Below are 19,035 nucleotides of genomic sequence, written 5' to 3'. Positions count from 1 at the left end.
GACGCGTCATCTGCGCATCCGTGAGCCAGAAAAGGTCAGACATATTCACCGCTCGTTTTCGAACCGTGAATCACGCCACTAGGCGAAAATCAATGGGTCCTGACCCTAGAGCCCAAATCACTCCCAAATTCTGCATCGCAAGAACTATCAGATGCGTTAGCGTGCTTTGTCTGAACGAAGCGCCTTGAGATCCTCACCAAGCATGTCGATGAAACGACGGACACGCGGCTCCAGCAGACGCTTGTGGGGATAGAGTGCGAGGATTGGAATCTGGCCATGGCTGAGCCGAGGCAGAACCCGCTCAAGACGGCCCGCTGCAATGTCGGACCCAACCAGAAGCCGCGGTAGCAAAGCGATACCGAGACCATCCAAAGCCGTGGCACGCAGCGCTTCGGCACTGTCGAGTCGTAGGCGGACCTGACCCTGGGCGCGGACGCAGGTGCCGTCTTCCTCTTGCAGATGCCAGCCCTGCCGCTCGCCGCGGCTGGCAAACTGAAGCAGATCGTGACGCGTGAGCTGTTCGATGTTCAAGGGACGGTCACGCCCATCAAAATAGTCCGGGGCCGCACATAAGATCGCTTCATCCCGCATGAGTGTCCGCGCAATGAACCCCTGGTCGGGCGCGCTCACACCGATCCGGATCGCAAGATCAAAGCCCTTCCCGATGATGTTGTCGACCCGATCCGACAGCGCCATCTCGATCTGTGTCTCGGGCCAGGTTTCCAGATACCTGCGCACCGTCGGCAGCAACAGTCTGCGGCCCAAAGCGTCAGGCGCCGTAATGCGCAAAACACCGCGCGGGACCCCACTGTCACTGGCGATACTGTCGTCAGCGGCCTCGATCGCCTCACGAATGGCCTGCCCATGTTCATAGAGGCGCTTTCCCTCCTCGGTGAGATCCAGCGCGCGTGTATTCCTGTTCAAAAGCCGGGCGCCATATCCTTCTTCAAGACGTGCTATGGCCTTCCCGGCAGTCGAGCGCGATAGCCCGAACATCTTGCCCGCTCCAACGAAGCTTCCGGTCTCAACCACCGAAAGAAAGAGGAGGATGTCATTCACCTTCGATCCGATCATGTTCAATTGTAGCATTTTAATCGGGACTAGGGCGAACATAATTCGCCACTCGCAATGCCTAAGTCTTTTGCCATGACAACCAGCAAAGGAGGCAGATATGTCCGCTTCAATTGATCGTATGAACCCACCAGACCTGCCGGACACCGGGAAGGTCGGGTACTCGCAAATCTCGATTGTGCGTCCTAGCGCGCTGGCCTTCGTGTCAGGTCAGGTGGCCTGGCGACCTGACGGAACACCCCCACCGGCGTCTTTGGCCGAGCAGACCGCTATCGTCGTCGAGAACCTGAAAGGAGCGCTCGAAGCCCTTCAGGCATCGACCGACGACATCGTCCAGATGCGCATCTATTTGACCGATCTGCAGGACGATACCCAAGACGTCGCCATGGGTGGCATCCTGCGGTTCCTCGACGGCGCACAACCAAGCCTGACCGGCATCGGTGTGGCCGCCTTGGCAGGGCCGGATCTTCAGATCGAGGTGGAAATGGTGGTGCAAGTCGCTGCATGACCAGAGCCTGGGAAACGCGCACTCCTGACATTCCGCATACGCGACCTTGTTGCCAGCCCGTTCATCGAAGGGACGCAGGGTTGACCCGGGCCGATATGCGCTTTTGGAAGGGTGTGATGATCCATAGCTCGCCAACCACTGCATCAAAAGGGAGCTGTCACGTACTTGTAAACTCAGCGAGCCGCCAAGCTAGTGCGGCGGGTTACGGTTGGCATGCATCTCTTGCACCCGCTCAGGCCATGTTGATCTGATGTAAGCCAAAATGTCCCAAATCTCGTCGTCAGAAATGACACCTTCAAAGGCGGGCATACCGCTGTTGAAATCGGTGACGCCCCGGGTTGCCAGAGCACCTCGACCGCCAAGCTTTGTGTATTCAAACAGAAGCTGATTGTCGTGGTGCCAGGTATGCCCTGTCTCGTCATGAGGCGGGGCCGGCAATACGCCATCATCATTCGGTGATCGCCAATTTGGCTGCCCTTCAAGGTTCGCTCCATGGCACGCGGCGCACTGCGCTTGGTAGAGCGTTTGACCCGCGATGATATCGCGGTTCAACAACTCATGATCGGCAAATCCCGGAGTTCCCAACACCAAAAAAATTGCCGCCAGCCGTCTCATACGACCTCCACCCATGTTCGCATGCCCCCGACTGCGTGACTGAGCATGTGACAGTGCAGCATCCACTTGCCCGGGTTGTCGAAGGTACAAAGGATGTCGCGGCTCTGGTTGGGAAATACCAGCGTAGTGTCTCTGAGATCTCCTGAGCTGCCGTCTTCACCCAACTCATAGAAATGGTGACCATGTAGATGGATGCCGTGCGGGAAGGACGTGTCGTTCACCAATGTGATCTTTGCCGTCTCGCCTCGTTTGAATGCCCCAAAAGGCGCAGATTGGAGATCAGAAACATCGTTGAAAGCCCAGATGTTGTCACCGCCGTGACGCCCACCCATCGCACCGCCCATCATGCGCAACGTCAGATGCTTGCTGGGATCAGCGGCCACGGGAATTGCATGTGAAGGCAAAGCAGCGATGGGTGCAGGTTGACGGGCCGCATTCGTTCCTTCGGCTTCGATAGTGCCAAGCTCATAGGGGCCTTGCCTGCTCATCATGTCCAGCTTCACCGCACCTGACACATCGAGAACAAGATCGACCCGCTGCGCGGGCGCCATCATGATTTGATCGAACGCGCGTGGTTCAGGCAGGGCCATACCGTCCAAGGCAACGATGCGGCCCGTGGCCCCGGTCACCGCAAGTGGAAAGATCCGGTTCGTTGCTGCATTGATGAGGCGAAGTCTGATCCGATCGCCAACCTGAACTTCTCTGCGCGAGAAGAACGCCCGGGCAAATGTGCCCAGAAGCCCTGCATGGGCGACACTGTGGCGGTCTGCATATTCCTCGATCAGAGCGCCGTCCCGCTCCATCAACCAGTCAGAGAGTATGGCCGTGATGTCATGATCCACATCGACTGGTTCATCGTCTTCAACGATCAGCGGCCCCATCATACCGCGGGCGACTTGTTCGTGAGAGATGTAGTGAGAGTGATACCAGAACGTGCCAGCATCAGGCGGCACGAAGCTGTAAGTTTTGGTATCGCCTGGATCAATGATGTTCTGGGTGAGGACCGGCACCCCGTCCATGCTGTTTTCAAGCCGTATGCCGTGCCAATGAACAGCGGTGCCTTCGTCCAGGCCATTTTCGACATCGATGGTCACCCGTTCGCCACGTCGCACACGAAGTTCCGGACCCGGCATTGAGCCGTTGAAGCCCAACATGCGTGTTGTTCCGTCGCCGGCTGGCAGGACCTGACTTGTGACCTCTTCGGCCCGCAGGCGATACATCGACGATCCCGCAATGGCTTGACGCGGCAGTAGCCCAATGGCGGCGGAACTGGCAAGAAATTGGCGGCGGTTCATGGCAATCCTCACGATGGCAACGTCAGTACAGATGTCAGAATGGCGGTCGTCAGCAGGATAGCAACGACCGCAATCCACTCAAAAGAGATGGAGCGGGATAGATGTTCAGAGGCTTGGGCTTCACCCGCCATCAGCTTGGGAACAAAGCGCACCTTGTTTAGGGCTGCGAGGCTGAGCAGAACCCCCACCAGCAACACTTTCACGATCAGGGCCTGCCCATATCCCGTGCCGAGAAGCGCATTGATTGATCCAACGAGGATATAGCTCATCACCAGCCCCATCAGAATGAGCAGGGGGACAAAAAGCATAGCCAGACGGCCAAAGCGTTGGCCGAGGTCAGCAGTCTCTGATGTAGCCCCGACATCTGCCAGCCGTCTCAACGGTGTCAGGATGCCAACCCACATTGCCATGGCGATCAGATGGATCAGCAGGAGGGCATCCAGCCAAAACAGTTCGCGGTCGGGAATATGCCCAACAATGGCGAATGACCAAAGTGCGAGTAGACCACCCAGCGCCGACGCCCAAAGGCCGGGATGACCAAGCGGAAGTCCGACGATCAAGAGTGCCAAGCCAACGAAACGATAGGCCAGGGCCGTTCCTACAGGGGTCGCCCAGAGCAATCCAAGCATCTCTGGATCGGTCATGCCACTGGCATCACCCGTCAGTGCGGCTCCGCCCAGCAAAAACCCAAGCATCGCAGCGACCAGACCAACAGCAGCAAAGATGCTGGCAAAGGTCCTGACGCCCGAAACTTTGAACATGACAACCGCAAAGACTGTCCCTGCGGATGTCAGCACCCCAAGGTACAGCAGCAACTTCGTGGCCATCGTGGCCAAATCCCAGATGCCCGGCACTATTCCTCTACCGTAAAGCTGAAGGTCCCATTCATGGTATGACCATCGTCACCAAGGCCACGCCATTCGATCTGATAGGTTCCCGCACCCATGGATTGCATCGGGATTGTGTAGTCAGAAACGAACCCGTTGAAGCCATCCAGGTCGAGGTCAGCTTCATGCGCTGCGTGGGTCAGCGTTACACGGGTGAGACGAACGTTGCCTTTGAAGTCCAGGACGATCTCACTTGGGACATCTTCAACAACGGCCTCATTCACGGGGACTGTAGATTCCAATGGTGAATGCGCAGCCGCTGCAGTTGCCCAGATCAATATGATACTGGTCAGGAAGGTCTTCTTCATTCTTGTTCCTTTCAGAGCCATCAGTTGATGCCGTTGGCCCGTTGTACTTCACGAATATACGCCGTGATCATCGTAACGTCTCCACGGTTGAGACCTTCGATCGGAGGCATGCTTCCGAAGGGCCAATGATGCCCTCTAACGCCCATGGCGACGGCCCGTTGAAAGCTCTCATCGCCGTGGTGGCTTGGTTCATAGATGATGTGAATCAATGGAGGCGCGACGCCATCCTGACCAACTGCGTTGGTGCCATGACAGGCCGCACAATTCGCGTCGAAGCCACGTTTGCCGATCTGTGCATTCACAGAGAGAGTGTCTGGGATAACGATGTCCGCCAACGCCTTGTCAGCGACAGCAACTTCGACTTCTTGCGATGGTGTGGGTTGGTCGGTGCCAGGCCAAAGCACGTATCCCATGACACTGATGGCGATAGCTGCTGTGATTGAGAGGGTTGTCTTCATTATTTTTCTTGCTTCTTGCTCGTTTTCCCATGGCTACACCTTCCAGTCAGTGGAGGGTCAAACGGTATCAGATCACAGTTTTGAGAGCATCCAGAGTGCCATGCCGACCATCATCAATGCAGCGACAGAGAAAAGCGCCACAGGTTTATGAATTGTGGCATCTTTCGCTTTGGGCGGCTTGACCACATCCGCACTCAGATCATCGAAACCACCAATGCGTTCCCCATCGAGAACTATTTGCGGCGTGGTCTTGATCCCATGTTGTGGGAACCCAATCCTTCCAGTAACTGGAATGTCAAGCATCACCCGAATGAACATTTCCGCCGCATCCAAGAGGCTTGAAGAGATCAAAGAGAAGCAACAGTAATTACAACCACTGCACGACAGACTCGCGCATATGGTCGCGTCATGCCGAGGTGATCACCGACCAGACTGCCCGATAATTGACGACTTGGGATAATCCTCTCAAATACAAAAATACATTTTGCATCAATCAGTTGAATGTCCGCTCTCAGGACCCAATGGCTGTCACTTCCCCTCGTCCGAATGCGATGTAAACCACTTCACGACGTCCAACACAGCCCCGTTGTGTTTGGCCGTGCGCTGCATGAGGAGGTAAAAGTCGTTTCCTCCGGCGGTCCACGCCTCTCCAACTTCGACCAAACGACCCGCCTCAAGGTCATGTGCCACCAGAAAGCGGCTCACCAAGGCCACGCCTTGCCCAGCGATGGCAGCATCAACCGCAAGCGACGTTTGGCTTAGTCGAAGACCTCGGGACGCCGCATCGTGAAGGCCCATGTTGGCAAGATACCTCGGCCAAAGATCATGGGTATCATGTATCTTCGGTTGTCTTGAGAGATTACCGGGATCAAGCGGCTCCTGTCCGTCGCCCGCAAGCTGAGGCGCGGCAACTGCAACCAATTCCTGTTTGAACAGCCTGGTAACCTGCAGCGCAGCACCAAATGGTGGCGATCCTTGGCGAATGGCCAAGTCTATCCCATCACTGTGGAAACTGGAGACTTTCTCGGTCGCCATGATCCGCAGGTCGATATTTGGATGGGCTTCGGTGAAGCGCGGCAAATTTGGGATCAACCACTTGGCTGCAAAGGTTGGCGTGACACTGATCAGGACTTTATCCGGCTCCGGCTTCAGGTCAGCCGTCGCCGCGCGCAGTTCTGCAAAGACCGCTGCAACGCGGGCGTGATAGACACGACCGATTGTCGTGAAAGCCAAACCCTTTGGCACCCTGTCAAACAAGGTGACACCAAGATGCGCTTCGAGATGACGGACGTGCTGAGCCACAGCGCCTTGCGTAACGCCAAGCTCGTCAGCAGCTGCACGAAAGCTGAGACGGCGTCCGGCAGCATCAAAGGCACGCAAACCATTCAGCGGGGGAAGTTCGGACATGTGGCAATAGTATTTCTACTGCTATGAGATATCAAATCTAATTCGATCTCCCTTTTCAGCCAAAGTAGATATCGCAAGGCGAAACAGAGGAGCACGAGATGTCTGTAGTAAAAGTAGCGCTGGTCACGGCAGGCGGGAGCGGCATGGGCGCGGATGCCGCACGCAAACTCGCGGCAGACGGCTTCATGGTCGGCATCCTTTCTTCTTCCGGCAAAGGGGAAGCGCTTGGTATCGAACTTGGTGGTTTTGGTGTCACAGGCTCCAATCTCGATAGGGATGCGCTCACCGAGTTGGTCGAGGGTGCTATTAATCGTTGGGGACGTGTTGATGTGTTGGTCAACTCTGCTGGTCACGGTCCGAAAGGCCCGGTCCTGGAAATCAGCGACGAGGACTGGCATCACGGGATGGAAGTCTATCTGATGAATGCGATCCGACCGACCAGGCTCGTCACGCCAGTGATGCAGGCACAAGGCGGCGGTGCGATCATCAACATCTCGACATTTGCGGCGTTCGAACCCGATCCGCTTTTTCCCACCTCGGGTGTCTTCCGCGCAGGACTGGCAGCATTTACGAAGCTCTATTCCGACAAGTATGCCAAAGACAATATTCGCATGAACAATGTCCTTCCGGGCTTCATCGACAGCCTGCCCGAAACGGAAGACCGCAAGGCGCGTATCCCCATGGGTCGCTACGGGTATGCGGCTGAAGTATCCTCTTTGATCTCGTGGCTTGCCTCTGAGAACGGCAGCTACATGACAGGGCAGAACCTGCGCATCGACGGCGGGCTGACCCGTGCCGTCTGAAACCGTTGTCCTCAGCTCGTCCCGGGATCGGCTTGTTTTTGCAGCCAAATGGGGGGCATCCGCTGTTCAGATCATGGGCTACACTGCCACCGGGTTCGGTTGGACGCCTTGGAATCTGTATCTGTTCCTCGTTGGTGTCATCGGCTGGTTTGCTGTCGGAGCACTGTGGAATGACAAAGCGCTCATGCTCGTCCACCTCGTTGCACTTGGTGCAATGATCGCGGGCATGACAAGCGGCTAGAACGCAAAAGCGGCCATTCGACCCAAGCACAGCATTCAACACTCTGAGATGTTGTGCGGCCCAGCACCTAAGCGGCGCAAAACTGGCGTTCTGCACTCAACCTGAAATGTGGTTCAGGAACGCAAGCACCTCCCCCAAAAAACGCCACGAAACCGCCGATAGACCCACGCGGTCTTTGCACAACCTCCTCCACAGGCTACCCTCTGCTCAGCAGTCAATAAAAAAACAGGCCACGCATGCATCTCACCCGCAGAACTGCCCTTCTCGGTCTTGGCGCCGTGACCCTCTCTGCCTGCGCCACGACCACCACGGCGACACGCATCGGCAGCAGCAGCACGGGCCTGCCAGCAGACCTGCGCCCCACCCCCAACCCCGCCTATGACGCGTGGGTTGCCAGTTTCCGCGGCAGGGCGGCGAATGCAGGCATTTCGCAATCCACGCTCAACGCCGCGTTCCGTGGCACAGGCTATCTGCCGGGCGTGGTGCGCCGTGACCGCAACCAGACCGAATTTACCCGCACGCTCGAAGACTACCTGTCCATCGCAGCCTCTGACGAGCGCGTGTCCAAAGGCCGTGCTGCCTATGCCCGACATCGCAGCACTCTGAACGCGGTCGAGGCGCGCTATGGCGTACCCGCCAACATCGTGACCGCGATCTGGGGGTTGGAGAGCTTTTATGGCGAACGGCGCGGCGATGTGCCGGTGATCTCGGCCACGTCCACCCTCGCGTTTGATGGGCGCCGTGGGGCCTTCTTTGAAAAGCAATTGATCGAGGCGCTGCGCATCCTGCAATCGGGGGATGTGAGCCCGGCCAACATGACCGGCTCCTGGGCCGGAGCCATGGGGCACACACAATTCATCCCCACGTCTTACCAGGCCTTTGCCGTGGATTTCACCGGCGATGGGCGGCGCGATATCTGGTCGGAGGACCCAAGCGACAGCCTTGCTTCTACCGCTGCCTATCTGTCCCGGAACGGCTGGCAGTCAGGTCAAAGCTGGGGACGCGAGGTGACGGGCGATGCCTCGGGCACCGTGATCCAGCCGCAACCCGGCGGGCCGCGTTTTGCCGTCACGCGCAATTTCCGGGTCATCAAGACTTACAACAACTCCGACAGCTATGCGATTGGCGTGGGCCATTTGGCCGACCGCATCGCAGGCGGCGGACCTTTGCGCGGTGGTTTCCCACCGGATCGCTACGGATTGACCAAGGATGACCGCGTCGCCCTGCAACGCCGCTTGACAGCGCAGGGGTTTGACACGGACGGCGCAGATGGGGTGCTGGGGCCGAAGTCACGCGCGGCGATCACCGCTTACCAGACCAGCCGCGGCTTGCCTGCCACGGGTGATCCATCGCTTGAGTTGCTGCGGTCTTTGGGCGGCTGAACCGCGCCGCCCGTCCTCGGCGCCAGCATGGGCTGCGAATAGTTAATTTCTGCTTTTGCAACCGTGCGTTACCGCAAGTCCTTGAAAGGGCGCGTGGATCACGGACCGATTGAAATCCCGTGGATTGACCGAACAGGCTGTCCCCGCGGGGACAGATCAGCTTGCTGTTGTAACGCGCGCACTCAACCGCAACGCATGGGATGCGTCATTGGCCGCAACTGGCATCACCGGGTCATAGGCCGCCCGGATCAACGTCGCGATGTCGGGCCGCAACACCGTCGCCTCACCCGCCACAGCCAGCGGCGAACGGTCCCGGAAGGCCAAATCGGACCACAGCAGCATCGACTGCACCACCTGGCTCAGGGCCAGCGTCTCCGCGGGGACCTTGCTCAGATGCTGGTCCATCCGCAGGAACACAAAGCAGGCCTTGATCGCCCCCGCCTCATCAAACCGGAAGATTCGATATTGGTTCGCGTCGGCCCTTTGCAGCCGCACCACCAAAGGCTCAAGATCGGGCACAAGCCTGTCCAACCCCGGAACCTCGGGCAGTTCGGCCCAGTCGGAAAAGAAGAACCACATGAAGTTCGACCCCAGTTCGGGATCCGTCTCAGCCGTCTCGTGACCCGCCAACTGGCACACCGCCTCAACCGCGCCCTTGATCGTGCCAAGGGTTTCGTCCTGCACCCCAAACACCACAGGTGCAATCGGACGACCCCAACGGGCAAAGGCATAATCACCGCTTTCCCGCCTGAACAGCGCTTCAATATCATCTGCTTTCATATGCATATCCTAGTCGAACAGGTCGCCCGGTGATTTCGGCGCCTCAAGCCCCAGATGCCGCCACGCCCGCTGCGCCAGCATCCGTCCCCGCGGGGTCCTTTGGATCAGGCCCTGCTGGAGAAGATAGGGTTCGATGACCTCTTCCAAAGCATCACGGCTCTCGCTCAGGGCAGCGCTCAAGGTTTCGACGCCTACAGGGCCACCGCCATAGTGATCCGCCATGAGTTTCAGATACCGACGGTCGGCACCGTCCAGCCCAAGATGATCCACGCCCAACCGTGTCAGAGCGGAATCCGCCAGTTCCCGCGTCACCCGGCCATCGCCATCCACCACGGCAAAATCCACCACCCGTCGCAACAAGCGTCCCGCGATCCGAGGGGTGCCACGCGCGCGGCGGGCGATCTCGCGGGCGCCGCCTTCATCGGCGGGGGCGCCAAGGGTACGTGCGTTGCGTTCAACAATCGTGAATAATTCGTCTTCGGTGTAGAACTGCAGCCGAGTTGGAATGCCGAACCGATCTCGCAGGGGCGTCGTCAGCAGACCCATGCGGGTGGTGGCACCGACCAAGGTAAAGGGCTGCAATTCGATCCGCACGGTCCGGGCGGCCGGGCCTTCGCCGATCACAAGATCCAGTTCGAAGTCTTCCATCGCGGGATAGAGGACCTCTTCGACCGCCGGGTTCAGACGATGAATCTCGTCAATAAACAACACATCACGCGCTTCGAGATTGGTCAGGATGGCAGCCAGATCACCGGCCCTGGCCAGCACGGGGCCGGATGTCATCCGGAAATTCACGCCCAACTCGCGCGCCATGATCTGCGCCAACGTCGTCTTGCCCAGACCGGGCGGGCCGTGAAACAGTGTGTGATCCATCGCCTCGCCCCGCTGCTTGGCGGACTGGATAAAGACACGCAGGTTGGCGCGGGCCTCGGCCTGCCCCACGAAATCCTCAAGAAGCTGTGGACGCAGCGCACGGTCGAAACCGCCCGCATCATCGTCAGGCATCGGCGCTCCGCGCAGGGTGGGATCAGAGGCGTCGGTCATCATCTTCCTTCGTAAGGCGGACGTGTCGTCCGCCCACCCCTACCCTTTCGGTGCCAGAAGTTTCAACGCCGCACGGATCAGGGCGGGCGTGTCCGCGCCCAGGTCCTCTCCGGCAGCTTGGGCGACGGCGGCGGCCGCATCGGACGGGCCGTAGCCGAGATTGCCCAGAGCCGAAAGCGCATCCGCCTGTGCAGAGGAGGGCGGAGCAGAAGCTGGCATGGGTTCAATCACCTCGGCGGCAGCTTCGGCAACGGCATCGCCGGTTGCTTCGGCCACCGTGCCGCCCATAGCCATGACCGACGGAGCCTTGTCCTTGAGATCCAATACAATCCGTTGCGCAATCTTGGGGCCGATCCCCTTGGCCGCTTTCACCGCGTTCCAGTCGCCCAAGGCGATGGCACGGCTGGTGCCGTCCGTCCCAAGCGTGCCGAGGATGGCGAGCGACGCCTTTGCCCCTACGCCCTGTACGGACATGAGCAGGCGGTGCCATTCCTTTTCCGCAAGCGTCGGGAAGCCAAAAAGCTGCATCAAGTCCTCGCGCACCACGAGGTCAGTGAACAGCGCGCAGGCTTGACCTACCGGCGGCAGCGCAGCCAGCGTCCGGTCCGAGCAATAGACGATGTAGCCCACGCCGCGCACATCAATCAGGATGTGATCACCGGCTTTGTAGTCAATCCGACCCGAGAGTTTCCCGATCATGCACGCGCCCTCGCAACGGCAGCGGCTAGCCCCTGCCCCGCACCGTGATGGGCGTGACAGATGGCAATGGCAAGCGCATCGGCTGCATCCGGTCCGACGATGTCGACGCCGGGCAGTTGCACCCGAACCATATGTGCCACCTGCCGCTTGTCGGCATGGCCCACGCCCACAACCGTTTTCTTGACCGCGTTCGGGGCGTATTCGCCCACCGACAAACCGGCACGCGCCGGGGCAAGCATGGCAATGCCTCGCGCCTGTCCCAGTTTCAGGGTGCCTGCGCCATCCTTGTTTACAAAGGTCTGTTCGACAGCTGCCGCCTGCGGCGTATGTTCTGCAATCACGGCGCTGAGTTGGTCAAACAAACTCAGCAGGCGCAGTGACAGGTCATCGCCCGTCGAATGGCAGATGCCGTTGGCAACGTGGCGCAAGCGCGGGCCATCGCAATCGATGATCCCCCACCCCATATGGCGCAAGCCAGGGTCGATCCCCAAGATTCGCATGATGTGCTGCCCTCGCCCGATTTGTTTTGGCTTTTTACGGTCAGTAGCACGAAACGCGAACATCCGCCAAGAGGTAAGGCGCACGTGTCGTGCGCCCCGCGGTTCAGTAAAAGCTTTGCGGATCGATATCGACAGCCAGCCGCAAGTCACCCCTGAGCCGCAGCTGCCCCACCCATTGCGCAATCGCCCCTTGCAGCGCGACACCCTTGCCCGCTTTGACCAGCAGCCGCACCCGGTGCCGTCCGCGAACGCGGGCAATGGGCGCAGGCGCAGGGCCAAAGACCTGCGCGCCCACACGGGTCAGCGCGCCCGCATTCCTCGCCAGCGCGTTCGCGGCGTCAAACACCTGCGCGACATCCGGGCCGCTGAGGATAATCCCTGCCATCCGCCCATAAGGAGGCACGCCTGCCGCCTCGCGTTGCGCGGCCTCGGCCCGCCAGAAGCCTTCTTCGTCGCCAGCCAGAATGGCGCGGATCACCGGGTGTTCCGGTTGATAGGTCTGCAACAGTGCCGTTCCCGGCTTTTCTGCACGGCCCGCACGCCCTGCCACTTGCCGCATCAGTTGGAATGTCCGTTCAGCGGCCCGCAAGTCGGAGCCTTGCAGGCCAAGGTCTGCATCGATCACCCCCACCAGTGTCAGGTTCGGAAAGTTGTGCCCCTTTGCCACCAGTTGCGTGCCGATGATCACATCAGCAGCGCCTTCGGCGATCCCTTCGATCTCGGCCTTGAGCGCACGGGCCGAGCCGTACATGTCCGAGCTGAGCACCGCCACGCGGGCGTCTGGAAACAATTCGACCGCTTCCTCACCCAGTCTTTCGACACCCGGGCCGACGGGCGCCATCCGATCTTCGGCCTCGCAGGAGGGGCAGATGGTTGGCATCGGTTTCGTCTCGCCACATTGGTGGCACATCAGACGCTTGAGAAACCGGTGTTCGACCATGCGCGCATCGCATTGATCACAGCCCACCTGATGTCCGCAGGCACGGCACAGCGTGATCGGGGCGTAGCCGCGCCGGTTCAGAAACAGCATGGCCTGTTCGCCTGCCGCCAGCCGCGCCTCAACCGCGCGTTTCAGTTCTTCGGAGACCCAGCGGTTCGAGGGTAGTTTTTCAGCACGCATATCGATGGTTTGCATCGTGGGCATGACCGCAGGCCCAAAGCGCGCTTCGAGGTCCAGCCGCGTGTACTTACCGCTTTCAGCGTTCGCCCAGCTTTCGAGCGACGGCGTGGCCGAGGCCAGCACCACCTGCGCCCCGAGCAGCGAGGCCCGCAGCACGGCCATGTCGCGCGCGTTGTAGAGTACCCCGTCTTCCTGCTTGTAGGAGGTATCGTGTTCCTCATCCACGACGATCAAGCCGAGGTTCTGATAGGGCAGGAACAGGGCTGAACGCGCGCCGATCACCAGTTGCGCATTGCCCTGGCCCACCATGCGCCAGATACGCCGCCTTTCGGTCATGGTCGCACCCGAGTGCCATTCGGCGGGGCGCGCACCGAACCGTTCCTCGACCCGTTTGAGGAATTCGGCAGTCAGGGCGATTTCCGGCAGGAGGACAAGCGCTTGCCGTCCTGCGCTCAGGCAGGCGGCGACAGCTTCGAGGTAAACCTCGGTCTTGCCCGATCCGGTGACACCTCGCAGGAGCGTTGTTCCGTAAGCACCGGATTGCACGGCCTTGGCGATATGCCCTGCTGCCCGCGCCTGATCTTCGGTCAGTGCCTTACCAGGGCGGGACGGGTCCATGGGTGGGAATGGCAGGTCACGGGGGCTGTCCTCTTCCGCAACGGCGCCTTGCTTAACCAGCCCCTTGATGACCGAAGATGTGACGCCTGAGAGTTCAGCCAACTCCTTAAGTGTGAATGACAAATCGCCGTATTCGCTGAGAAATTCTAAAACTCGCTTCCGCGCGTCCGTCATGCGATCCGGTTCGGCTGGACCGCGGCGGTAGACCTTGCGCATCGACGGCGGATCGCCCAGCCCCGGCGCGCGGGTGGCCAACCGCAGCATGGCAGGCATGGGGGTCAGAGTGTAGGCGGCGGCCTTTTCCAGGAAGGCGCGCATCTCGTCCCGCATGGGGGCGGCGTCCAGCACCCGCAGGACTGACCGCACCTTGTTGTAGTCATAGTCGCCCTTGCCGGGTCCCCACACCACGCCCAGCACTTTGCGCGGGCCAAGTGGCACTTCGACGAACGCGCCCAGGTGACAGCCACCTTCGGGCGCCTTGTAGTCCAGCGCCCGGTCCAGCGGCTGCGTGGTCATCACGGCCACCAACGCGCCTTCGTCATAAAACGAGGGCGTCATGTTAGCGCCAACATATGAGGGGTTCAGTCTTCACCCGCCATGAGGTAAAGCCATCACAAGCAAACGCCAAGCCATCAAGGGGACCGCACATGAAATTCTTCGTAGATACTGCCGAGATTGATGCTATCGCAGAACTCAACGACCTTGGAATGGTCGACGGTGTAACCACGAACCCTTCGCTGATCCTGAAATCAGGGCGCGACATTCTGGAAGTGACCAAGGAAATCTGTGATCTGGTTGACGGGCCGGTGAGCGCGGAAGTGGTCGCGCTGGAAGCCGACGCGATGATCGCTGAGGGGCGCAAATTGGCCGAGATCGCTGAAAACATCACCGTCAAGCTGCCGCTGACATGGGACGGGCTGAAGGCCTGCAAAGTACTGTCGGGCGAAGGCAAGATGGTCAATGTCACGCTCTGCTTCTCGGCCAACCAGGCGCTGCTGGCGGCAAAGGCCGGTGCCAGCTTCATCTCTCCCTTCATCGGACGGCTGGACGACATCCACATCGACGGTCTTGAGCTGATCGAAGACATTCGCACAATCTACGACAACTACGGATTCGAAACGGAAATCCTTGCGGCATCGATCCGGTCGGTGAACCACATTCAGGACTGTGCCAAGATCGGTGCCGACGTCATCACGTCGCCCCCGGATGTGATCAAGAAGTTGGCAAACCACGTTCTGACGGACAAGGGCCTTGATGCCTTTATGAAGGATTGGGCCAAGACGGGTCAGAAGATCCTTTAACTCAGATCTCTCTGGCCCGTCTCAGCATCACCCGAAGCGCATCCGGTCCCAAGGGAAAAATCCCGGGTCCGGATCCGTGAGTGGTGGCTTCGCGTGTGTGTTCCATGGGGCGGATATGGACGGACAAAAATTCCCGTTCACGGGGAGAAAATCGTGCCCCTTCCCCGGTCGTAGCGTCACTTGGCAACATAACGCTGCCTTCTGAACAATTATTCCAAGTTCAGGGCAGATTTCGCGAATCCGCTGTGTTATGGAAGCGGCCAAGAAAAAGAACAGGTACGGTATGAGCAGCCAGCCCAAGATTGACGACGCCCTGCGAGAGGCGATCATTACGCGTCCGGACGTCATTCTGGACGACAAGGATTTGATGCATGCCCTGATCGCCGCGAACGAACGTGCGATGGGTGGCAACATTGTCGATCTGCGTGGACTGGCGATGGAACGGCTTGAGGCGCGATTGGACCGTCTTGAGGATACGCACCGTTCGGTCATTGCTGCCGCCTATGAAAACCTGGCCGGAACCAATCAGATCCACCGCGCGATCCTGCGGATGCTGGACCCGATGGAATTCGAACCCTTCCTGCGCGATCTGGGTGGGGAAGTGGCGGAAATTCTGCGCGTGGACGCCGTCAAACTGGTGCTCGAATCCGTCCAAAACGACAATGATCCGGCCGTTCAGAGACTGGGCGAAGTCCTGAGCGTGGCGGAACCCGGTTTCATCGACGACTACTTGACCGACGGACGCGGCGGCAATGTGCGCCAAGTCACCCTGCGCCAAGTGCAGGATGCTGACCCAGAGATCTACGGCGATGACGCAACCTGGATCCGGTCCGAGGCGTGTCTGAAACTTGACTTTGGCGATGGCCGCCTGCCCGGCCTTCTGGTGATGGGCGCCGAGGACCCCCACATGTTTGGCCCCCAGCAAGGCACGGACCTTCTGGCCTTCTTTACAGGGGTCTTCGAACGGGCCATGCGGCGCTGGTTGGGATGAGCCTGATTTCCCCCGCCGCCCGCGATGCGCTGGAAGGTTTTCTGGCCCATCAACGCGCGATCAAGGGGGCCGCTGAAAACACCACTGTCGCTTATGGCAATGACATTACCGAATTCCTTGCCTTCATGACCGAGCATTCGGGCCAGACACAGGGTCTGGGTGCCTTGGCGCGCATTGATACCCGCGACATGCGTGCTTGGATGGCCCGCACACGGGCGGGCGGGGTCGGCGCGCGGTCGCTGGCGCGGAAACTGTCGGCAGTCAAAGCATTCTACAAGTGGTTGGCTGCGCGGGAAGGGTTTGAACCCACTGCGGTGCTGAGCACGCGGGCTCCGAAATTCACCAAGAAGCTGCCGCGTCCGCTGGACGAGTCGGCGGCGCGCGAGTTGTTGGACATCACCCCCCTGCAATCGGACAAGCCGTGGATCGGAACACGAGATACCGCTGTTCTGACCCTACTTTGGGGCTGTGGATTGCGCATATCCGAGGCCTTGTCCCTGATGGCAGGTCAAGCACCCCTGCCCCAAGTCCTGCGCATTGTGGGTAAAGGCGGCAAGGAACGGATTGTGCCGGTGATTGATGCGGCCCGTGACGCTGTTGAGGCGTACATGTCCGCCTGTCCCTATGACCTGCCCGCCGACGGCCCACTTTTTCGCGCTGTGCGCGGGGGGGCCTTGGCCCCGCGCGCCATTCAGAAGGTGATGGCCAATGCCCGCATGCAATTGGGTCTGCCCGCTAGCGCGACACCTCACGCCATGCGCCACAGCTTTGCCACGCATCTGTTGAATGCGGGCGGCGATTTAAGGGCCATTCAGGAACTTCTGGGCCATGCGTCGCTCTCGACCACGCAAGCATACACGGCGGTCGATACGGTTCGGCTGATGGAAGTCTACGCCAAAGCCCATCCGAAGGCGTAGGTTGCGCCGACCCTCACGCTATTGTGCATAAAAGGTGATCGCCCCCGGGCTATGCGCGAAGCGATCCTTCGGTCAGCATGCAATGGCATACAAAACCAACACGGAGGGGACGCAAAGCATGCTACGCAAGCTAACATACGCAGCCGTTTTTGCGATAACTGCTGGAGCCGCCAGCGCAGAAGAATGTACAGCCATTACCGTTGAGGACGCTTTTGACCTGACCGAGGATCAGATCGGCGTGCTTTACGATTGTCTTCAGGAAAAGATGGCAACCGGCTATGCCAAGGAAGGTGACGAGATCGGTTCGAACTACCGCAGTTGGGCCGCAACGGCATCGCGCCCAGCCGTGGCTGGACCGCATGGCAACCGCCTTCTGAACACATATGCCAATGACGTGGCCGCCGAACAGTATCTGAAGTTCGAGGAAGAAGGCTTTGAAATGCCTGTAGGATCGGTCCTCGCCAAGGAGTCGATCACGGTTTCGATCAAGAAGAAGGCCGCGCGCCCTGGTCCGCTGTTCATCATGACCAAGGTGGGTACTGACGAAGCGCCCGACACCGCCGGATGGCTTTATGCCGGGCTGCAACCAAATGGCAAGGTGATGAAGGTCAAGCAGAGCTTCTGCCATGACTGTCATGCAAGCTGGGAAGCGCAGGACTATCTGGGTTACCCCCTCGAAGAAGTGCGCCTGGGCCAGTAGCCGGCACACGGGCTATTTTTTGGCCTTGCACCTGACCGCGCCGACCCCTTCGGCGCGGTTTTGCGTTTGCAACCCTGCGCATCATGCAGCATGACAGGCAAATGACACTGCAAATGCGCGCGTTGAGCGTTCACCTTCTGACGGCCACCGGCGCCGTGTTCGCAATGCTGGCCATGCTGGCTGCCGTCGAGGCGAAATGGGACCTAATGTTCCTGTGGCTTGTCGTGGCCTTTTTCGTGGATGGTATCGACGGCCCCCTTGCCCGGAAATACAATGTAAAGACCAATGCTCCCGAGTTCGACGGCGTCTTGCTTGATCTGATCATCGACTACCTGACCTATGTCTTCATCCCGGCATTTGCGCTTTTTGCCTCGGGTCTTATGGCAGGCTGGACCGGCTGGGTGGCCATCATTCTGATCACCTTTGCTTCGGCCATGTATTTCGCCGACACCCGCATGAAAACAAAGGACAATTCGTTCTCGGGCTTTCCGGGGTGCTGGAACATGGTTGTGCTGGTCATCTTTGCCCTTGAGCCGAATTTCTGGGTCTCGCTGGCCCTTGTGAGCGTGCTGGCTGTCGGAATGTTCCTGCCGATCAAGTTTATCCACCCGGTGCGCACAGAACGCTGGCGTTGGTTGAGCTTGCCGATGGCGCTGGCGTGGACCTTCTTTGCCGGTTGGGCGGCATGGGTCGACTTCCATCCCGAAAGCTGGGCGCATTGGGGACTAGTGATCACATCGCTGTATCTGGTCTTTGCTGGCATGGCGCAGCAGTTGATCCCGCAACGCTAGATCAGGAAGCCACCTTCGTGGCGCAGGAGCGCCACCTTGGTTTCGACCCCGCCTGCCCCGGAAAACCCGGTCAGGCCCTTGGCCCCCATGACGCGATGGCAGGGAATGATGACGGGGATGGGATTGCCACCGCACGCCTGACCGATGGCCTGTGCAGGCACCCCAAGTGTCTTGGCAATGTCGCCGTAGGTGATGGTTTGGCCAAAGGGGATCCTGGACATCTCGGCGCAGACATCCCGCTGCAGTTGCGAGCCGCGCACGGCGATTGGCAGATCGAATGTCTCCAACTCACCCGCATCATAGGCTTGCAGTTGCGCGACCGCGGCATCCAGCGCCTCGGACCGGTCGGCACAGCCGGATACGCCCCATGAGACGCGAATGATGGCGCCCTGATCCTCGGTTACTGTCAGGTCCCCGAACTGGGTATGAACGTCCGCCTGTTTCATGCGTGTAATGTGGTGCAGGCGGGCGCGTCTCGCAATCCGAAGCTTGCGGAAAGATCACTTTGGGATGCGTTGAGAGTAGTCGGGCGGATATGCGCCCTACACCCTCACCAACGAGATAGGTGTGCGCCACCCCGGGACGGGATGGCGCAGCTA

The 19,035-nt window shown here is 59.6% G+C and carries 23 protein-coding genes; 9 read left to right on the top strand and 14 right to left on the bottom strand.

Annotated features, from left to right (window positions below; all coding sequences use genetic code 11):
• Positions 1-156 precede the first annotated feature (156 nt).
• Entirely contained in the window at positions 157-1,074 is a 918-nt protein-coding gene (locus AC53L6_RS15610; RefSeq protein ID WP_496908509.1) for a LysR family transcriptional regulator, read from the bottom strand.
• Between the two features lie 97 nt (positions 1,075-1,171).
• On the opposite strand from AC53L6_RS15610, the gene AC53L6_RS15605 reads away from it, so the two are divergent.
• Positions 1,172-1,579 (top strand): RidA family protein, encoded by a 408-nt coding sequence (locus AC53L6_RS15605; RefSeq protein WP_496908508.1) that lies wholly within the window; start codon positions 1,172-1,174, stop codon positions 1,577-1,579.
• A gap of 189 nt (positions 1,580-1,768) precedes the next feature.
• Here AC53L6_RS15605 and AC53L6_RS15600 read toward each other — a convergent pair whose 3' ends face one another.
• The 7 genes from AC53L6_RS15600 to AC53L6_RS15570 form a co-directional block, all read right to left on the bottom strand.
• Positions 1,769-2,194 carry a c-type cytochrome gene (locus AC53L6_RS15600; protein ID WP_496908507.1) on the bottom strand — a complete coding sequence of 142 codons (426 nt, stop codon included), beginning with the start codon at positions 2,192-2,194 and terminating at the stop codon, positions 1,769-1,771.
• Positions 2,191-3,489, bottom strand: coding sequence for a multicopper oxidase family protein (locus AC53L6_RS15595; protein ID WP_496908506.1), 1,299 nt, complete (start codon positions 3,487-3,489; stop codon positions 2,191-2,193). Before AC53L6_RS15595 ends, AC53L6_RS15600 begins: the two co-directional genes overlap by 4 nt.
• A gap of 8 nt (positions 3,490-3,497) precedes the next feature.
• Complete coding sequence (locus tag AC53L6_RS15590; RefSeq protein WP_496908505.1) at positions 3,498-4,316, bottom strand: CopD family protein; 819 nt, start codon at positions 4,314-4,316, stop codon at positions 3,498-3,500.
• Positions 4,317-4,342: 26 nt separating this feature from the next.
• The gene (locus AC53L6_RS15585) at positions 4,343-4,684 is read right to left on the bottom strand and encodes a copper resistance CopC family protein (protein ID WP_496908504.1); all 342 of its coding nucleotides are present in this window, start codon (positions 4,682-4,684) and stop codon (positions 4,343-4,345) included.
• Positions 4,685-4,704: 20 nt separating this feature from the next.
• The gene (locus tag AC53L6_RS15580; RefSeq protein ID WP_496908503.1) at positions 4,705-5,142 is read right to left on the bottom strand and encodes a c-type cytochrome; all 438 of its coding nucleotides are present in this window, start codon (positions 5,140-5,142) and stop codon (positions 4,705-4,707) included.
• A 72-nt stretch (positions 5,143-5,214) separates the two neighbouring features.
• Positions 5,215-5,475 carry a hypothetical protein gene (locus AC53L6_RS15575; protein ID WP_496908502.1) on the bottom strand — a complete coding sequence of 87 codons (261 nt, stop codon included), beginning with the start codon at positions 5,473-5,475 and terminating at the stop codon, positions 5,215-5,217.
• Between the two features lie 195 nt (positions 5,476-5,670).
• Positions 5,671-6,549 (bottom strand): LysR substrate-binding domain-containing protein, encoded by an 879-nt coding sequence (locus AC53L6_RS15570; protein ID WP_496908501.1) that lies wholly within the window; start codon positions 6,547-6,549, stop codon positions 5,671-5,673.
• A gap of 98 nt (positions 6,550-6,647) precedes the next feature.
• Here AC53L6_RS15570 and AC53L6_RS15565 point away from each other — a divergent pair, with 98 nt between their 5' ends.
• The 3 genes from AC53L6_RS15565 to AC53L6_RS15555 all read left to right on the top strand — a co-directional run bounded on the left by AC53L6_RS15565 (position 6,648) and on the right by AC53L6_RS15555 (position 8,975).
• On the top strand, positions 6,648-7,352 hold the full coding sequence (locus tag AC53L6_RS15565) for an SDR family oxidoreductase (RefSeq protein WP_496908500.1): 705 nt from the start codon (positions 6,648-6,650) through the stop codon (positions 7,350-7,352).
• The gene (locus AC53L6_RS15560) at positions 7,342-7,593 is read left to right on the top strand and encodes a DUF6552 family protein (RefSeq protein ID WP_496908499.1); all 252 of its coding nucleotides are present in this window, start codon (positions 7,342-7,344) and stop codon (positions 7,591-7,593) included. Before AC53L6_RS15565 ends, AC53L6_RS15560 begins: the two co-directional genes overlap by 11 nt.
• Before the next feature lie 236 nt (positions 7,594-7,829).
• The gene (locus tag AC53L6_RS15555) at positions 7,830-8,975 is read left to right on the top strand and encodes a lytic murein transglycosylase (protein WP_496908498.1); all 1,146 of its coding nucleotides are present in this window, start codon (positions 7,830-7,832) and stop codon (positions 8,973-8,975) included.
• A 156-nt stretch (positions 8,976-9,131) separates the two neighbouring features.
• Here the strand turns inward: AC53L6_RS15555 and AC53L6_RS15550 are convergent, their stop codons facing one another.
• The 5 genes from AC53L6_RS15550 to AC53L6_RS15530 all read right to left on the bottom strand — a co-directional run bounded on the left by AC53L6_RS15550 (position 9,132) and on the right by AC53L6_RS15530 (position 14,294).
• Positions 9,132-9,755, bottom strand: coding sequence for a hypothetical protein (locus AC53L6_RS15550; protein WP_496908497.1), 624 nt, complete (start codon positions 9,753-9,755; stop codon positions 9,132-9,134).
• A gap of 9 nt (positions 9,756-9,764) precedes the next feature.
• On the bottom strand, positions 9,765-10,799 hold the full coding sequence (ruvB, locus tag AC53L6_RS15545) for a Holliday junction branch migration DNA helicase RuvB (protein WP_496908496.1): 1,035 nt from the start codon (positions 10,797-10,799) through the stop codon (positions 9,765-9,767).
• A gap of 39 nt (positions 10,800-10,838) precedes the next feature.
• A complete protein-coding gene (gene ruvA, locus AC53L6_RS15540) occupies positions 10,839-11,498 on the bottom strand; it encodes a Holliday junction branch migration protein RuvA (protein ID WP_299699071.1) in 660 nt (219 codons plus the stop codon).
• Positions 11,495-11,998 (bottom strand): crossover junction endodeoxyribonuclease RuvC, encoded by a 504-nt coding sequence (gene ruvC, locus AC53L6_RS15535; protein WP_496908495.1) that lies wholly within the window; start codon positions 11,996-11,998, stop codon positions 11,495-11,497. Before ruvC ends, ruvA begins: the two co-directional genes overlap by 4 nt.
• A gap of 103 nt (positions 11,999-12,101) precedes the next feature.
• Positions 12,102-14,294 carry a primosomal protein N' gene (locus AC53L6_RS15530; RefSeq protein WP_496908494.1) on the bottom strand — a complete coding sequence of 731 codons (2,193 nt, stop codon included), beginning with the start codon at positions 14,292-14,294 and terminating at the stop codon, positions 12,102-12,104.
• 89 nt (positions 14,295-14,383) lie between these two features.
• On the opposite strand from AC53L6_RS15530, the gene fsa reads away from it, so the two are divergent.
• From fsa to AC53L6_RS15505, 5 genes are all read left to right on the top strand, one after another.
• Positions 14,384-15,037, top strand: coding sequence for a fructose-6-phosphate aldolase (fsa, locus tag AC53L6_RS15525; RefSeq protein ID WP_299598320.1), 654 nt, complete (start codon positions 14,384-14,386; stop codon positions 15,035-15,037).
• Between the two features lie 283 nt (positions 15,038-15,320).
• Positions 15,321-16,028, top strand: coding sequence for a DUF484 family protein (locus AC53L6_RS15520; RefSeq protein ID WP_299207583.1), 708 nt, complete (start codon positions 15,321-15,323; stop codon positions 16,026-16,028).
• On the top strand, positions 16,025-16,945 hold the full coding sequence (locus AC53L6_RS15515) for a tyrosine recombinase XerC (protein WP_496908493.1): 921 nt from the start codon (positions 16,025-16,027) through the stop codon (positions 16,943-16,945). Before AC53L6_RS15520 ends, AC53L6_RS15515 begins: the two co-directional genes overlap by 4 nt.
• Before the next feature lie 118 nt (positions 16,946-17,063).
• The gene (locus AC53L6_RS15510) at positions 17,064-17,645 is read left to right on the top strand and encodes a cytochrome P460 family protein (protein WP_496908492.1); all 582 of its coding nucleotides are present in this window, start codon (positions 17,064-17,066) and stop codon (positions 17,643-17,645) included.
• Between the two features lie 101 nt (positions 17,646-17,746).
• Complete coding sequence (locus AC53L6_RS15505; RefSeq protein WP_299207575.1) at positions 17,747-18,436, top strand: CDP-alcohol phosphatidyltransferase family protein; 690 nt, start codon at positions 17,747-17,749, stop codon at positions 18,434-18,436.
• On the opposite strand, the gene AC53L6_RS15500 is transcribed toward AC53L6_RS15505, so the two are convergent.
• Positions 18,433-18,882 (bottom strand): methylated-DNA--[protein]-cysteine S-methyltransferase, encoded by a 450-nt coding sequence (locus AC53L6_RS15500; protein WP_496908491.1) that lies wholly within the window; start codon positions 18,880-18,882, stop codon positions 18,433-18,435. The two genes, AC53L6_RS15505 and AC53L6_RS15500, sit on opposite strands and share 4 nt — an antisense overlap.
• Positions 18,883-19,035 lie beyond the last annotated feature (153 nt).

Source organism: Tateyamaria sp. LSS28, from assembly GCF_059611725.1.
The sequence above is the reverse complement of the archived record's forward strand: the minus strand, read 5'-3'. Positions and strand labels throughout refer to the sequence as shown.

Excerpts from the sequence above, each read along its gene's own strand:
- AC53L6_RS15510 (WP_496908492.1), top strand. The coding sequence starts at position 17,064 with ATGCTACGCAAGCTAACATACGCAGCCGTTTTTGCGATAACTGCTGGA.
- AC53L6_RS15595 (WP_496908506.1), bottom strand. The coding sequence starts at position 3,489 with ATGAACCGCCGCCAATTTCTTGCCAGTTCCGCCGCCATTGGGCTACTG.
- AC53L6_RS15505 (WP_299207575.1), top strand. The coding sequence starts at position 17,747 with ATGACACTGCAAATGCGCGCGTTGAGCGTTCACCTTCTGACGGCCACC.
- AC53L6_RS15570 (WP_496908501.1), bottom strand. The coding sequence starts at position 6,549 with ATGTCCGAACTTCCCCCGCTGAATGGTTTGCGTGCCTTTGATGCTGCC.
- AC53L6_RS15565 (WP_496908500.1), top strand. The coding sequence starts at position 6,648 with ATGTCTGTAGTAAAAGTAGCGCTGGTCACGGCAGGCGGGAGCGGCATG.
- ruvA (WP_299699071.1), bottom strand. The coding sequence starts at position 11,498 with ATGATCGGGAAACTCTCGGGTCGGATTGACTACAAAGCCGGTGATCAC.
- AC53L6_RS15585 (WP_496908504.1), bottom strand. The coding sequence starts at position 4,684 with ATGAAGAAGACCTTCCTGACCAGTATCATATTGATCTGGGCAACTGCA.
- AC53L6_RS15515 (WP_496908493.1), top strand. The coding sequence starts at position 16,025 with ATGAGCCTGATTTCCCCCGCCGCCCGCGATGCGCTGGAAGGTTTTCTG.
- AC53L6_RS15580 (WP_496908503.1), bottom strand. The coding sequence starts at position 5,142 with ATGAAGACAACCCTCTCAATCACAGCAGCTATCGCCATCAGTGTCATG.
- AC53L6_RS15530 (WP_496908494.1), bottom strand. The coding sequence starts at position 14,294 with ATGACGCCCTCGTTTTATGACGAAGGCGCGTTGGTGGCCGTGATGACC.
- AC53L6_RS15590 (WP_496908505.1), bottom strand. The coding sequence starts at position 4,316 with ATGGCCACGAAGTTGCTGCTGTACCTTGGGGTGCTGACATCCGCAGGG.
- fsa (WP_299598320.1), top strand. The coding sequence starts at position 14,384 with ATGAAATTCTTCGTAGATACTGCCGAGATTGATGCTATCGCAGAACTC.
- AC53L6_RS15610 (WP_496908509.1), bottom strand. The coding sequence starts at position 1,074 with ATGATCGGATCGAAGGTGAATGACATCCTCCTCTTTCTTTCGGTGGTT.
- ruvB (WP_496908496.1), bottom strand. The coding sequence starts at position 10,799 with ATGACCGACGCCTCTGATCCCACCCTGCGCGGAGCGCCGATGCCTGAC.
- AC53L6_RS15600 (WP_496908507.1), bottom strand. The coding sequence starts at position 2,194 with ATGAGACGGCTGGCGGCAATTTTTTTGGTGTTGGGAACTCCGGGATTT.
- AC53L6_RS15520 (WP_299207583.1), top strand. The coding sequence starts at position 15,321 with ATGAGCAGCCAGCCCAAGATTGACGACGCCCTGCGAGAGGCGATCATT.
- AC53L6_RS15550 (WP_496908497.1), bottom strand. The coding sequence starts at position 9,755 with ATGAAAGCAGATGATATTGAAGCGCTGTTCAGGCGGGAAAGCGGTGAT.
- AC53L6_RS15500 (WP_496908491.1), bottom strand. The coding sequence starts at position 18,882 with ATGAAACAGGCGGACGTTCATACCCAGTTCGGGGACCTGACAGTAACC.
- AC53L6_RS15555 (WP_496908498.1), top strand. The coding sequence starts at position 7,830 with ATGCATCTCACCCGCAGAACTGCCCTTCTCGGTCTTGGCGCCGTGACC.
- ruvC (WP_496908495.1), bottom strand. The coding sequence starts at position 11,998 with ATGCGAATCTTGGGGATCGACCCTGGCTTGCGCCATATGGGGTGGGGG.
- AC53L6_RS15605 (WP_496908508.1), top strand. The coding sequence starts at position 1,172 with ATGTCCGCTTCAATTGATCGTATGAACCCACCAGACCTGCCGGACACC.